We start from the raw sequence: 12,007 nt of genomic DNA, 5'->3' as shown, positions 1-12,007 counted from the left end.
TTCGACGGCAGACGGCCCCGATCGCAAAATCCGCAAAACGCGTTGTCGTCATCGACGCGGCTCCCTACAGTTGTCGATTGTTCGGTCGGCTGAAGGAGTGCAATGGAGCTATCTCATCGCGTGGCGACGATTCCCGCATCCGGGTCTCGCTCGAAGGATTCCGGGGCGGTGGTCGCGCCTCGCGCCTCGTCGGTCCGGGCGGGGGAGCTGATGCTCGGGCAGGGGGGCAATGCGGTCGATGCCGCCGTCGCCGCCGCGCTGGTCGCCGGGGTCGTCGAGCCGACCGAAACGACGCTCGCCGGCAGCGGCTTCATGCTGGTCGGGAACGGACAGGGCGAGGTGCGCTCGATCGAGTTCGGGCCTCGTGCTCCTCAACGGGCGAGCGAAGCGATGTTCCGGATCGAGGGGGACGGGCAAGCCTCTCGGGTGCTGGGTCTTGCGTCGGTGGAGGGGAATGCGAACATCGACGGGCCACTGGCCTCCGGGGTGCCGCGCACCATCGCGGGGCTGCTCTGCGCGCACGAGCGCTTCGGCAGGTTGCCGCGGCGGACGGTGATGGATCCGGCCATTCGCGCTGCCGAAGAGGGGTTTCCCGCAGATGCGTGGTTCGTGATGAACGCGCTCAACGACCTCGAGCGCCTCCGCGCGGATCCCGGAGCCCGAGCCGTGTTCCTCGACGACGACGGGCTCCCGCGGGGGCGGAGCCGCCAATCGTTCTACGGCTACTCCGTCGACACACCCGAACCCGTGCGGCAGCCCGTTCTCGCGCAGACGCTGGATCGGCTCGCCGACGAGGGGGCCGAAGCGGTGACGAGCGGACCGCTCGCGCAAGCCCTCGTCGAGACGTATCGCGAGTACGGAATGCTCCTCAGCGGCGAGGACCTCGCACGGTCAGCGCCGGAGATCCTGGAACCGCGTTCGCTGCGCTATCGAGACGCTCGGATCCACGTCCCGGTCGCCCCTGGCGGAGGGGTGACCGAGTTGCAGATCCTGAAGATCTGGCAGCGGTCGTTCCCCGGGGGGTCGCCCCGGGATGAATCGGGCGCACGGATCCGCCGATTGGCACTTGCCATGAAGCACGCGTTCGCGGACCGGTATCACTGGCTCGGCGATCCGGACCGCGTGCCGGTGCCCGTCGACGAGCTCCTTTCGGACGAGTACGCCGGTCGGATCGCGCAGGCCTGCGGAGCGCTCACCGTTCCGGAGTCGTTCGGCGACGGGTCGGCTCCCTGGTCCCATTTCTCGCGGCACGCCCTCCACCGTCCTACCGAGGACACGGACCGCGCGCCCCTGTGGCGACCCGGCGAGGCGACCGCACCGACCACGGGAACGACGCATATCACGACCGCCGATTCCGAGGGCCGTTTCGTGTCGGTGACCCACACCGCGGCGAACCACTTCGGCTCCGGAGTCCTCTGTCCTCGCACGGGCTTGCTCTTCGACTCCGCGATGGCATGGTTCAACGCGGTTCCCGGAAGCGCCAACAGCATCGGTCCGGGTGCTCGACCGCTCGCGAACATGGGCCCGGTCCTCGCGACCGGCCCGCGGGGGACGCTGGCGGCGGCGGGTGCCTCGGGCGGGAGGAGAATCGTCGGAGCGGTCGCGCAGGTCGTGATCAATCTCCTGGATCGCGGCATGTCGCCCCTTGACGCGCTACGCGCACCGCGCATCGACGCAAGCGGACCTCAGCTGCTCCTCCACGAGCATCTGGCCGAGTTCGCGTCGGAGGTCTCCGATCTCGCTCCGGTCATCGTACCCGCCGCGAGCAACTACTTCGCGATGGACTTCGCTCGAGCCAACCTCGTGGGCCGTCACGACGGCGGGTTCGAGTCCGCGATCGACGCTCAGGCTCACTCCCTCTGATCCGCCCATCCGCCCTTCGACGATGAAAGGTCCTTTTGTGAACACACCCGCTGCATCGCGCGGTATCCCCTCCGCACCCTCCCAGAAAACCTCCGAATCGCAGCCGACGCGGCCGACGTCGGCGATCAGGATATTCCTGGTCTCCGGAGTGGGGACCGCGCTCGAGTTCTACGACTTCCTCATCTACGGCCTCGCGGCGGCGCTTGTATTCGGAACGGTCTTCTTCCCGAGCGAAGACCCGCTGGTCGGTATTCTGCTCGGCTTCGCCTCGTTCGGCACCGGCTTCCTGGCGAGACCGCTCGGCGGGATCGTCATAGGCCACTTCGGAGACAGGATCGGGCGGCGCAAGATGCTCGTTCTCACGCTTCTCGTCATGGGTGCGTGCACCTTCGCGATCGGCTGTCTTCCGACGTTCGAGACGCTCGGCCCGATGGCCGCCGTGCTGCTGGTCGTGCTGCGCCTGGTACAGGGGTTCGCGGCAGGAGGAGAATGGGGCGGGGCCGCGCTCTACGGGATCGAGGCGGCTCCCCGAGGCCGGCGCGGGCTGTGGGGCAGCTTCACCAGCATGGGGATCGGTCTCGGCAGCCTGCTCGGCGTCGCCGTGTTCTCAGCGGTCAGTGCCGCCTTCGGCGGCGAGCTCGCGGAGTTCGGCTGGCGCATCCCGTTCTGGATCGGGGGCGTCGTGGTGATCGTGGGGCTCGTCGCCCGCTATATGGTCATGGAACCGGACACCGGGGCCCGGTCGCACTCCGCCCCGAGGCTTCCGCTCCTCGAGGCGATCCGGGTACGGCCTCGTGCCCTCCTGCTGAGCATGGGGGTGAGTTATGGGTACAACACGCTCGCCTATGTCGGGTTCACCTTCCTGCTGTCATACGTCACCCAGTTCGGTTTCGAGCAGACTCAGTCCCTGCTCGCTCAGCTCCTGTACTGCTTCGTGCTGTTCATCGTCGCGCCGCTTGCTGCGCTCGCATCCGATCGACTGGGCCGTCGTCCCGTCATGATCGTCGGTGCTCTCGCGGGCGCCGGGACGCTCTTCCTCTTCTTCGCGGTCGTGCAGGAGAAGAACGCGGCAGCGCTGCTGCTGGGGTTCGCCATCGTCGGCCTCGCGACCGCGCTCACCCAGGGACCCATTCCGGCGTTTCTCGCGGAGCAGTTCCCAGCCCGGATCCGGTACACCGGAGTTTCCACCGCCTACCAGATCGGGGCTGCGATCGGCGGGGGCACTGCGGCGTTCGTCTCCACGGCGCTCCTCATCGCGTTCGACGGCAACCCGTTCGCGGTGGCGGTCTTCGGCGGTGCGGCGATGCTCATCGTGGCACTCTGCTCGCGGGGACTGCGGGAGACGTCGCGCGAGACGCTCGCCGAGATCGATGCGAAGTAGCATTGGGATCGTTCGTCGTGGAAGACATGAGGAGTCGCACGTGGAATCTAGGCCTCGTCTGCAAGACGTGGCCGTCCGTGCCGGAGTCTCGCTCACCACGGCGTCGCACGCCTTCAGCGGTCGCCGCCCGGTTTCCGCTCGTACGAAGGCGGCGGTGTTCAAAGCGGCCTTCGACCTCGGCTTCGTAGCCGACGCACGCGCTGAGCATCACTCTGTGGGGCTGCTGCTCAGGCCGCCGGAGGCCGTTCCCGGCTTCGCATCGGGGACGGCCTCTTTCGCGGCGCTCTCCGGCGCGGTCATGGTCGCGCTTCTCGGGGCCGGCTTCTCGGTATCGTCGTTCCTCACGCTCGACGACATCGGTGATCAGGTCGGCAGGCTGGACGCATTCGTGCTCCTGCACCCGAACCGCCAGGACGAGGTGCTCCGAGCTCTCGTGCGGCGCGGGATCCCGACTGTCAGCTACGATCCGGATCCGGGAGAGGGGGCGTTTCCGTGGTGGGTCGGGCCCGACTACGCGGCCTCGACGCAGAGCATGCTCCGCCACCTCTCGGATCGGGGGGCCAGACGCCCGGCGCTGATCGTGGGCTCGACGCCCAACATGTACATGACGTCGATCGCCGGGCTGTATCTGCAGGAGATGAGGCGCCAGGGGCTGGCGCCCTTGATCCGGGAACTCGATCCGGAGAGCGCTCGGGCCGGAGGGCGCGCGGCCGCCGAATCGCTCCTCAAGCTCCGCGAGCCACCCGACGCGATCCTGACGTCGTCAGGAGTGTTCGCCGTCGGCGCCATCGAGGCCGTCCAGACCGCAGGCGGCCAGGTGCCGACCGACCTGCTCGTCGCCTGCATGATGGATGGTTCGGTGGCCGAGCTCTCCCGCGTACCCGTTACCGCTATGCGTCTCGACGTCCACGCCTCCGCGGATCACGTGACGGCTCTGCTGAAACGGAGACTCCGCGGCGAGCCGCCGCCGCCGCTCCGTCATCGGCTCGAACTCGAGCTCGTGGAGCGGGCATCCACGTTTCGCGAGGGCGCACCGGGGCTCAGCGGCCGCCGGTCGCGAGGCGCATGAGGTCGGTGTCGAGGGCGATGCCGAGCTCGGCGCCGCCGGCGCTGCCGTAGGAGTGCTGATAGCTGGCCCAGGCTCCGGCGCGGACGGCCGAGCGGAAGCCGCCCGACACGAGTGCGACGAGCTCCGTCGCCGCGCGCTCGATGCGCTTGCCGAGGTCGCCACTGTTCCAGTCCTCCGGCGCCGCGAAGAGCGACGTCGGTACGGTGACCGTGCGCAGATACGCGAAGAGCCCCCGCAGCTGATCGTCGACGACGAGCGCGTGGCGCGCGCTGCCGGCCGTCGCGGCGAGCGCCGCGGGCGTGCCGATGAGCAGGTCGTTGTCGAGCACCTGGAAGAACGAGGTGAAGAGCCCGCTGGGGCCGGCCTTGTAGACGGGCGTCGACACGACGAGGGCGTCGGCGTCGCGCAGCGCGTCGCCCGCCTCCTGCAGGGCGGGCGAGACGTGCTGCGCGACGAGCGCGGTGGTGACGTCCTGCGCGAGGGCCCGGAGGTCGATGAACCTGATCCGCAGGGAGAGGCCGCGCTGCTCGGCGAGGGCCGCCGCCTTCTCCGCGATGCGGCTCGCGAGCATCGAGGTGGTGGAGGGGTCGCTCGTGCCGGCGCTCACCACGGCGAGCGTGCGGGATTCGAGACGCTGGGTATCGGGGGTCTGCAACATGGGGTCCTCAGATGGCAGCTGGTGGAATTCGGTGGAGATGCATGGACGCGAGCGACGCGATGCCGGTCGTTACGCGGAGGCGAGCTTGCGGCAGAGCTCGCGCAGGGTGCGCATCTCGTCCGGCGAGAGCGCGGCACCGAGCTCGCGCCCGACGCTCCTGGCGTGGGCGCGGCCGGTCTCGCGCTGCACGCGCACGCCCTCCTCGGTGAGTGAGATGCGCACAGCCCGGCCGTCGTCGGGGTCGGTCTCGCGGTGCAGCAGGCCGCGCGCCACGAGGCGGTCGATCATGCGCGAGAGGGCCGGCTGGCTGAGCAGCACTCCGTCCTGGATCTGGCAGAGGCGCATGGGTCCGTCGCCCTTCGCGAGCGTGTAGAGCACGTCGTACTCGCGCATTCCCGCTTCGCTCCACATGTCCTCGGCTGCGAACACGGCCGTGAGGCGCGCGTGCGCGGTCATGACCGACTCCCAGGCCTCGTTCGCGAGCCTGAGGTCGACGCTTTCGGTGCTCATGGGTTCTCCGATCGATGGGAGGGACGCGGATCAGCGGAGGCCGAACGCGGCCCCGGACCCGCCGGCGCTGTCGAGGTAGGGTGATCCGCCCGTCACGTTATCACCGCGGTTGGCGCGCGGTCGCGGCTGACGCGGCTGCTCGTCGCCGTACTTGGCGCGCACGAGCTCTGCGTGCGTCGGGGCGGCGGCGGGAACCTCGGGATCCCGGTCCCTCGCCATCTCGCGGCGCAGCACGGGGACCACCTCCTCGCCCAGCAGGTCGAGCTGTTCGAGCACCGTCTGGAGCGGCAGGCCGGCGTGGTCGACGAGGAACATCTGGCGCTGGTAGTCGCCGAAGGTCTCGCGGAATCCGAGGGTCTTGTCGATGATCTCCTGCGGGCTGCCGACCGTGAGAGGGGTCTGGGCGGTGAAGTCCTCGAGCCGGGGGCCGTGGCCGTAGACGGGCGCCTCGTCGAAGTAGGGGCGGAAGCGGTCGATCGCGTCCTGCGACTTCTTCGCGATGAACGCCTGGCCGCCCAGGCCCACGATCGCCTGCTTCGCAGCGCCGTGCCCGTAGTGCTCGTAGCGCTCGCGGTAGAAGCGCACGAGGCGCAGGAAGTGCTCGGAGGGGGCGAACAGGTGGTTCGCGAAGAATCCGTCGCCGTAGTAGGCGGCCTGCTCGGCGATCTCGGGGGTGCGGATCGAGCCGTGCCACACGAAGGGCGGTACGTCGTCGAGCGGGCGAGGGGTGCTCGTGAAGCCCTGCAGCGGGGTGCGGAAGTTGCCCTCGGAGTCGACGACGTCCTCGCGCCACAGACGGTGCAGCAGGTTGTAGTTCTCGAGCGCGAGGGGGAGCGCGCTGCGGATGTCCTTGCCGAACCAGGGGTACACGGGCGCGGTGTTGCCGCGGCCGAGCATGAGGTCCATGCGGCCTCCGGCGAGGTGCTGCAGCATCGCGTACTCCTCGGCGATGCGCACCGGGTCGTTCGTCGTGATGAGCGTGGTGCTCGTGGAGAGTTTGAGCGTCTTGGTCTGCGCCGCGAGGTAGGCGAGGAAGGTGGTGGGGCTCGAGGAGAAGAAGGGCGGGTTGTGGTGCTCGCCGATCGCGAAGACGTCGAGGCCGGCCTCCTCCGCGTGCACGGCGATGCGCGCGAGGCCCCGGATGCGCTCGGCCTCGCTGGGGGTCTCGCCGCTGACCGGGTCCCGGGTCACGTCGCTGACCGAGAAGATCCCGAATTCCATGGTGTGCTCCGTTCTGCAGCGGGTGCGCTGGGGACCGCCGACTCGTCCAAGTATATGCGTATGCATATAAATCTAACGCGCGCCGAATCGCGGTATTCCCGACGGATCGAGCGGGCTCGCGGGCGTGCCGGGATCGCGCAGCCCTCACCGCGAGCCGACGAGGAGGGCGGCCTCGTGCGCCCGACCGGACCGTGCGCTCGGGCGCTTACTCCGAGAGCAGGGCCTGGATGCGGCGGACGCCCTCGACGAGCGCCTCGTCGCCGAGCGCGTAGCTGAAGCGCAGGTAGCCGCTCGGGCCGAAGGCCTCGCCGGGAACCGCGGCCACCTCGGCCTCGGAGAGGATGAGGTCGGCCAGCTCGAGCGAGGTGGCCGGGGTGACGCCGCGGAAGGTCTTGCCGAGCGCCGCGGTGACGTCGACGTAGGCGTAGAAGGCGCCCTGCGGGGTGGGGCAGGCGAAGCCGGGCACCCGGTTCAGCTCTTCGACGATGAGCTTGCGGCGGCGGTCGAAGGCCAGGCGCATCCGCTCGATCGGCTCCTGCGGGCCGTTCAGCGCAGCGATGGCCGCGCGCTGGGCGATGTTGTTGACGTTCGAGCAGAGGTGCGACTGCAGGTTCGCGGCGCCCTTCATCACGTCGGCCGGGCCGACCATCCAGCCCAGGCGCCAACCGGTCATCGCGTAGGTCTTGGCCACGCCGTTGACGAGGATCGTGCGATCCCGCAGCGCCGGAACGGCCTCGACGATCGAGACGGCCCGCACGCCGTCGTAGACCAGGTTCTGGTAGATCTCGTCGGCGACGATCCAGAGGCCGTTGGCCTCGGCCCACTCGCCGATCGCCCGCGTCTCCTCGGGCGAGTAGACGGCGCCCGTGGGGTTCGAGGGCGAGACGAAGAGCAGCACCTTGGTGCGCTCCGTCCGCGCGGCCTCGAGCTGCTCCACGGTCGCCTTGTAGCCCTGATCCGACCCCGCGAACACCTCGACGGGCACGCCGTCGGCGAGCCGGATCGCCTCGGGGTAGGTGGTCCAGAACGGCGCGGGTACGATCACCTCGTCGCCCGGATCGAGCAGCACCTGGAACGACTGGTAGACGGCCTGCTTGCCGCCGTTCGTGACGATCACCTGGCTCGCCGGGGCGTCCCATCCCGAGTCGCGCGCGGTCTTCGCGGCGATGGCCTCCCGCAGCTCGGGCAGGCCGATGGCCGCGGTGTAGCGGAAGTTCTTGGGGTCGTCGAGGGCGGCGCGCGCGGCGTCGACGATGTGCTCGGGGGTGGAGAAGTCGGGCTCGCCCGCGGCGTAGCTGATCACGGGGCGGCCCTCGGCCTGGAGCGCCTTGGCCTTCGCGTCGACCTTGAGCGTCGCGGACTCGGCGATGGCGGCGATCTTCTTCGAAAGACGGGAGATGTCGGTCACCCCTCAAGCCTATCGGCTGCGCCGTCGCCGCGCCGCCCGGATCTCTCCGCGAGCGGTTCGGCTGGTTCGACATTCGCAGCCGGATCGCGTAAAGTGATCCGAGGTGATTGACTTTCACCAAAATTTCCTATGCCCGCAAGGCGCGGTGAAGGTCGCGAGATCCCATAGGGCGGTGGCGCAATTGGTAGCGCAGCGGTCTCCAAAACCGCAGGTTGCAGGTTCGAGTCCTGTCCGCCCTGCCAATCCCGTTGGGCGTCCCGAGCGCCGGGCGGGGGAGTTGAAAGGACGTGCGTGTGAGCAGCAGCGAGGTTGAGGAGAGCGGCGGCGTGGTCGAGCGCGCCAAGGCCGATCGTGCCGCGAAGCGCAACTGGTTCAGCCGGATCATTCTCTTCGTGCAGCAGGTGATCGCCGAACTGAAGAACGTGGTCACCCCGACCCGCAAGGAACTCATCAACTACACCCTCGTGGTGATCGCGTTCGTGGTGATCATGATGGCCCTCGTGTGGGTGCTCGACCAGGCGTTCGGCTTCGTCACCGTCTTCATCTTCGGAACGCCGCTCCGCTGACCCCGGTCGACGAGCCCGATCCCGAATCCCGAGCAAGGAAAGCAAGAGCAGATGACCAGCGAGAACAGCAAGACCCCCGAGGCCGACCTCGAATCGGCGCTCGACGCGCTGGTGCAGTCGGTCGACCCGGTTGCCGACGCCGCTGTGGAGGAAGCGCTCGAGATCGACAACGCCGAGGAGGCCGCTGCGGCCGCCAACGCGATCGTCGACGAGGAGACCGAGGACGAGGCCGAGGCCGAGGATCCCTACAAGGCGTTCAAGAAGGATCTGCGCCGCCGTCCGGGCAAGTGGTTCGTGATCCACACCTACGCCGGCTACGAGCGCAAGGTGAAGTCGAACCTGTGGAACCGTCGCGAGACGATGGGCGCGGTCGACGACATCTACGAGATCCAGGTCCCCATGGAAGAGGTCATGGAGGTCAAGAACGGCCAGCGCAAGATGGTTACGCGTGTGCGCATCCCCGGCTACGTGCTCGTGCGCTTGAACCTCAACGAGCACACCTGGTCGGTTGTGCGCCACACCCCCGGCGTGACGGGCTTCGTCGGCAACGCCAACAACCCGGTGCCGCTGCGCCTGGGCGAGGCCTTCGAGATGCTGAAGAGCACCGTCGAACTCGAGCCGGCCGCCACCGCGAAGGGTAAGGCGGCGGCCAACGCCGCCGCGCAGGGCAACGTCGAGATCGACTTCGAGATCGGCGAGACCATCACCATCAAGTCGGGCTCCTTCGAGGGCCTGCCCGGCACGATCAGCGAGATCAACGCTGCCTCGGGCAAGCTGACCGTGCTCGTGTCGCTCTTCGAGCGCGAGACCCCGGTGGAGCTCAGCTTCGACCAGGTCACCAAGATGCTCTGAGCGATTCCGTCTGCGAAGGGCCCCGCTCCCCATTCGGGGAGCGGGGCCCTTCGCGTTTCCGGGGGCGCAGATCTGCAGTGCGGCACATGGAACTCCCGATGCGGGTGTGCGGTACGGCAGATCTCCGTCTGAGAGGCGTTCATGGCGCAAGATGGAGTCCGCGGGCGATCGCGCCGAGCACAAGGTCCTCGACCTCGTGCCACCGATGGACCACCTGCTGATAGCTCACGCGGATGACGTGGTAGCCGCGTATTGCGAGTTCCGCATCGTGGACGTTGTCCGAGTCGCGCTGAGCCCCGGTGTGAGTGAGGCCGTCGATCTGGATGATCAGGCGGTCTCCGATTCGAATGTCCACTCTGCGGCCGTGCGCGCGAGACTGCTGCCGGATCGGTAGCCGCAACCAGCCGAAACGGGTGCGGAAGAGCGTCTCCAGGCCGGAGTCGGCGAAGGGCGTGCACTCTTCGAGCAGCACGCGGGCGTTCCCGCGCAGAGGCAGCGTGGTGAGCGCGGGATAATCGATCAGGCCCCGTTGCAGGGCCGAGTCCCACACCGCGAGCGCGGCGTCATGCGGCTGGCAATGAGCGATCTGGTCGAGCACGTTCTCGATCCGGTCCGCGACTGTGCCGGGCGGGCGCAGGATCAGCGGACGGCGCCAGTGTACGGTCCCTATTCCCACCTCGATGTGTGCTCCGGGTTTGGCGGCGACGTGCAGCCGCTGATGCTCGAGCACCCAGAGGCCCAGACGCTTGGCCTGCGTGACGCAGGTGAGCACGACGCCATGATGGGCCGCCATCACGAGGCCGGGGTCGGCGCTGCGCAGCGCGATCCACCCCCGCCGCGGGCGGGTGAGCCGACCTTCGGCGACGGCGACGGCGATTCGGTGCCTCGAATGCCCGAGGCGGAGGAGCTTGGCTGTCGGGGCGACGCCGTGCATCTCGCGGAGGTCTTGTTCGAGGCTCATGCGCATCAGTTTGTTCGAGTTTTCCGCCGCTTTTAGCCGGCGAAGGGTGAATGCGGATAACTCGGCGGGATTCTGGTGGATGCTCGAATTGTGAGCGACGGAGGAGCATCGCGCGCGAGCACAGATCGAGAGTGAGGCACATGAAATAGGCGAAGAGGATGTGCCTCACGGCAGATATGTGCGGCGGGCGGGCGGCGGGCGCCGCGGCAGCACCGCAGGGGTGCGGGATCCGCCACCGTCGTGTAGAATCGACTGGTTTGCGTCTGCGACCATATATGGGCGTGCGCGCGAACGGCACCGCATCCGGATCGGCCGGAATCGCGGGAGAGCGGGGAGACCCGTTCGAGGAAAGGAAACAGTCATGGCAAAGGCCAAGAAGGTTACCGGTCTGATCAAGCTTCAGATCGCAGCCGGCGCCGCCAACCCGGCACCCCCCGTGGGGCCCGCGCTGGGTCAGCACGGCGTCAACATCATGGAGTTCTGCAAGGCCTACAACGCGGCCACGGAATCCCAGCGCGGCAACGTGGTCCCCGTCGAGATCACCGTGTACGAGGATCGCTCGTTCACGTTCGTGCTCAAGACCCCCCCGGCGGCCGAGCTGCTGAAGAAGGCGGCCGGCGTGCAGAAGGGCTCCGGCACCCCGCACACCGTCAAGGTCGCGAAGGTCACCGCCGAGCAGGTGCGCCAGATCGCCGAGCAGAAGCAGGCCGATCTCAACGCGAACGACCTCGACGCGGCTTCGAAGATCATCGCGGGCACCGCTCGCTCCATGGGCATCACGGTCGAGTAAGGGGCACGGATATGGCACAGAAGTCGAAGGCGTACCGCGCCGCTGCCGAGAAGATCGCGGCAGGCAAGTTCTACACTCCCGCCGAGGCCGTCGCCCTGGCGAGGGAGACCGGTTCGACCAGGACCGACTCGACCGTCGAGGTCGCCGTCAAGCTCGGCGTGGATCCCCGCAAGGCCGACCAGATGGTGCGCGGCACCGTCAGCCTCCCCCACGGCACCGGTAAGACCGCGCGCGTCGTCGTGTTCGCGGTGGGCCCGGCCGCCGAGGCCGCCCTGGCCGCCGGCGCCGACGAGGTGGGCGGCGACGAGCTGATCGAGAAGGTGGCCGCCGGTTACACCGATTTCGATTCGGCCGTCTCGACCCCCGAGCTCATGGGCAAGGTCGGTCGTCTGGGCAAGGTGCTCGGCCCCCGCGGCCTGATGCCCAACCCGAAGACCGGCACCGTGACTCCGGATCCGGCCAAGGCCGTGACCGAGATCAAGGGCGGCAAGATCGAGTTCCGCGTCGACAAGCACGCCAACGTGCACTTCATCGTCGGCAAGGCCTCCTTCACCGCCGAGCAGCTCACCGACAACATCAACTCGGTGCTCGACGAGATCTCGCGCCTCAAGCCGTCGTCGGCCAAGGGCAAGTACGTGCAGAAGGGCGCCGTCTCGACGACCTTCGGCCCGGGCATTCCGCTCGACGTCGCGAACCTCTAGAGCCCGCTTGCCGGGCGGCCGCCGAGG

The 12,007-nt window shown here is 68.6% G+C and carries 12 protein-coding genes and 1 tRNA gene; 8 read left to right on the top strand and 5 right to left on the bottom strand.

Annotation, left to right across the window (positions count from 1 at the left end; all coding sequences use genetic code 11):
* Positions 1-168 precede the first annotated feature (168 nt).
* From D1J51_RS03110 to D1J51_RS03100, 3 genes are all read left to right on the top strand, one after another.
* Complete coding sequence (locus D1J51_RS03110) at positions 169-1,863, top strand: gamma-glutamyltransferase (RefSeq protein ID WP_162903640.1); 1,695 nt, start codon at positions 169-171, stop codon at positions 1,861-1,863.
* Positions 1,864-2,011: 148 nt separating this feature from the next.
* On the top strand, positions 2,012-3,244 hold the full coding sequence (locus tag D1J51_RS03105; RefSeq protein ID WP_240422829.1) for an MFS transporter: 1,233 nt from the start codon (positions 2,012-2,014) through the stop codon (positions 3,242-3,244).
* 40 nt (positions 3,245-3,284) lie between these two features.
* Positions 3,285-4,313, top strand: a complete 1,029-nt coding sequence (locus tag D1J51_RS03100; protein WP_162903639.1) for a LacI family DNA-binding transcriptional regulator — start codon at positions 3,285-3,287, stop codon at positions 4,311-4,313.
* Here the strand turns inward: D1J51_RS03100 and D1J51_RS03095 are convergent.
* The 4 genes from D1J51_RS03095 to D1J51_RS03080 all read right to left on the bottom strand — a co-directional run bounded on the left by D1J51_RS03095 (position 4,285) and on the right by D1J51_RS03080 (position 8,110).
* Positions 4,285-4,971 (bottom strand): CE1759 family FMN reductase, encoded by a 687-nt coding sequence (locus D1J51_RS03095; protein ID WP_119073708.1) that lies wholly within the window; start codon positions 4,969-4,971, stop codon positions 4,285-4,287. The two genes, D1J51_RS03100 and D1J51_RS03095, sit on opposite strands and share 29 nt — an antisense overlap.
* 69 nt (positions 4,972-5,040) lie before the next feature.
* Positions 5,041-5,481 (bottom strand): MarR family winged helix-turn-helix transcriptional regulator, encoded by a 441-nt coding sequence (locus D1J51_RS03090; protein WP_119073707.1) that lies wholly within the window; start codon positions 5,479-5,481, stop codon positions 5,041-5,043.
* A 30-nt stretch (positions 5,482-5,511) separates the two neighbouring features.
* On the bottom strand, positions 5,512-6,702 hold the full coding sequence (locus tag D1J51_RS03085; RefSeq protein WP_119073706.1) for a CE1758 family FMN-dependent luciferase-like monooxygenase: 1,191 nt from the start codon (positions 6,700-6,702) through the stop codon (positions 5,512-5,514).
* 205 nt (positions 6,703-6,907) lie between these two features.
* Positions 6,908-8,110 carry a pyridoxal phosphate-dependent aminotransferase gene (locus tag D1J51_RS03080; protein ID WP_119073705.1) on the bottom strand — a complete coding sequence of 401 codons (1,203 nt, stop codon included), beginning with the start codon at positions 8,108-8,110 and terminating at the stop codon, positions 6,908-6,910.
* 166 nt (positions 8,111-8,276) lie between these two features.
* Between D1J51_RS03080 and D1J51_RS03075 the strand changes: the two genes are divergently transcribed.
* The 3 genes from D1J51_RS03075 (at position 8,277) to nusG (ending at position 9,528) form a co-directional block, all read left to right on the top strand.
* Positions 8,277-8,352 (top strand) — tRNA-Trp (locus D1J51_RS03075).
* 51 nt (positions 8,353-8,403) lie between these two features.
* On the top strand, positions 8,404-8,676 hold the full coding sequence (gene secE, locus D1J51_RS03070) for a preprotein translocase subunit SecE (RefSeq protein ID WP_119073704.1): 273 nt from the start codon (positions 8,404-8,406) through the stop codon (positions 8,674-8,676).
* 51 nt (positions 8,677-8,727) lie between these two features.
* Positions 8,728-9,528, top strand: a complete 801-nt coding sequence (gene nusG / locus D1J51_RS03065) for a transcription termination/antitermination protein NusG (RefSeq protein WP_119073703.1) — start codon at positions 8,728-8,730, stop codon at positions 9,526-9,528.
* Between the two features lie 139 nt (positions 9,529-9,667).
* On the opposite strand, the gene D1J51_RS03060 is transcribed toward nusG, so the two are convergent.
* On the bottom strand, positions 9,668-10,489 hold the full coding sequence (locus D1J51_RS03060; RefSeq protein ID WP_119073853.1) for an endonuclease domain-containing protein: 822 nt from the start codon (positions 10,487-10,489) through the stop codon (positions 9,668-9,670).
* Between the two features lie 361 nt (positions 10,490-10,850).
* Here D1J51_RS03060 and rplK point away from each other — a divergent pair, with 361 nt between their 5' ends.
* Together rplK and rplA are read left to right on the top strand one after the other, a co-directional pair.
* Complete coding sequence (gene rplK / locus D1J51_RS03055) at positions 10,851-11,279, top strand: 50S ribosomal protein L11 (protein WP_119073702.1); 429 nt, start codon at positions 10,851-10,853, stop codon at positions 11,277-11,279.
* 11 nt (positions 11,280-11,290) lie between these two features.
* A complete protein-coding gene (rplA, locus tag D1J51_RS03050) occupies positions 11,291-11,980 on the top strand; it encodes a 50S ribosomal protein L1 (RefSeq protein WP_119073701.1) in 690 nt (229 codons plus the stop codon).
* The last annotated feature ends 27 nt before the right edge of the window (positions 11,981-12,007 follow it).

Source organism: Leucobacter sp. wl10, assembly GCF_003569785.1.
Lineage (GTDB): Bacteria > Actinomycetota > Actinomycetes > Actinomycetales > Microbacteriaceae > Leucobacter.
Note: the sequence above shows the minus strand (reverse complement) of the source record. Positions and strands in the feature narration are given on the sequence as shown.

Excerpts from the sequence above, each read along its gene's own strand:
- D1J51_RS03095 (WP_119073708.1), bottom strand. The coding sequence starts at position 4,971 with ATGTTGCAGACCCCCGATACCCAGCGTCTCGAATCCCGCACGCTCGCC.
- D1J51_RS03085 (WP_119073706.1), bottom strand. The coding sequence starts at position 6,702 with ATGGAATTCGGGATCTTCTCGGTCAGCGACGTGACCCGGGACCCGGTC.
- D1J51_RS03090 (WP_119073707.1), bottom strand. The coding sequence starts at position 5,481 with ATGAGCACCGAAAGCGTCGACCTCAGGCTCGCGAACGAGGCCTGGGAG.
- rplA (WP_119073701.1), top strand. The coding sequence starts at position 11,291 with ATGGCACAGAAGTCGAAGGCGTACCGCGCCGCTGCCGAGAAGATCGCG.
- rplK (WP_119073702.1), top strand. The coding sequence starts at position 10,851 with ATGGCAAAGGCCAAGAAGGTTACCGGTCTGATCAAGCTTCAGATCGCA.
- nusG (WP_119073703.1), top strand. The coding sequence starts at position 8,728 with ATGACCAGCGAGAACAGCAAGACCCCCGAGGCCGACCTCGAATCGGCG.
- D1J51_RS03060 (WP_119073853.1), bottom strand. The coding sequence starts at position 10,489 with ATGAGCCTCGAACAAGACCTCCGCGAGATGCACGGCGTCGCCCCGACA.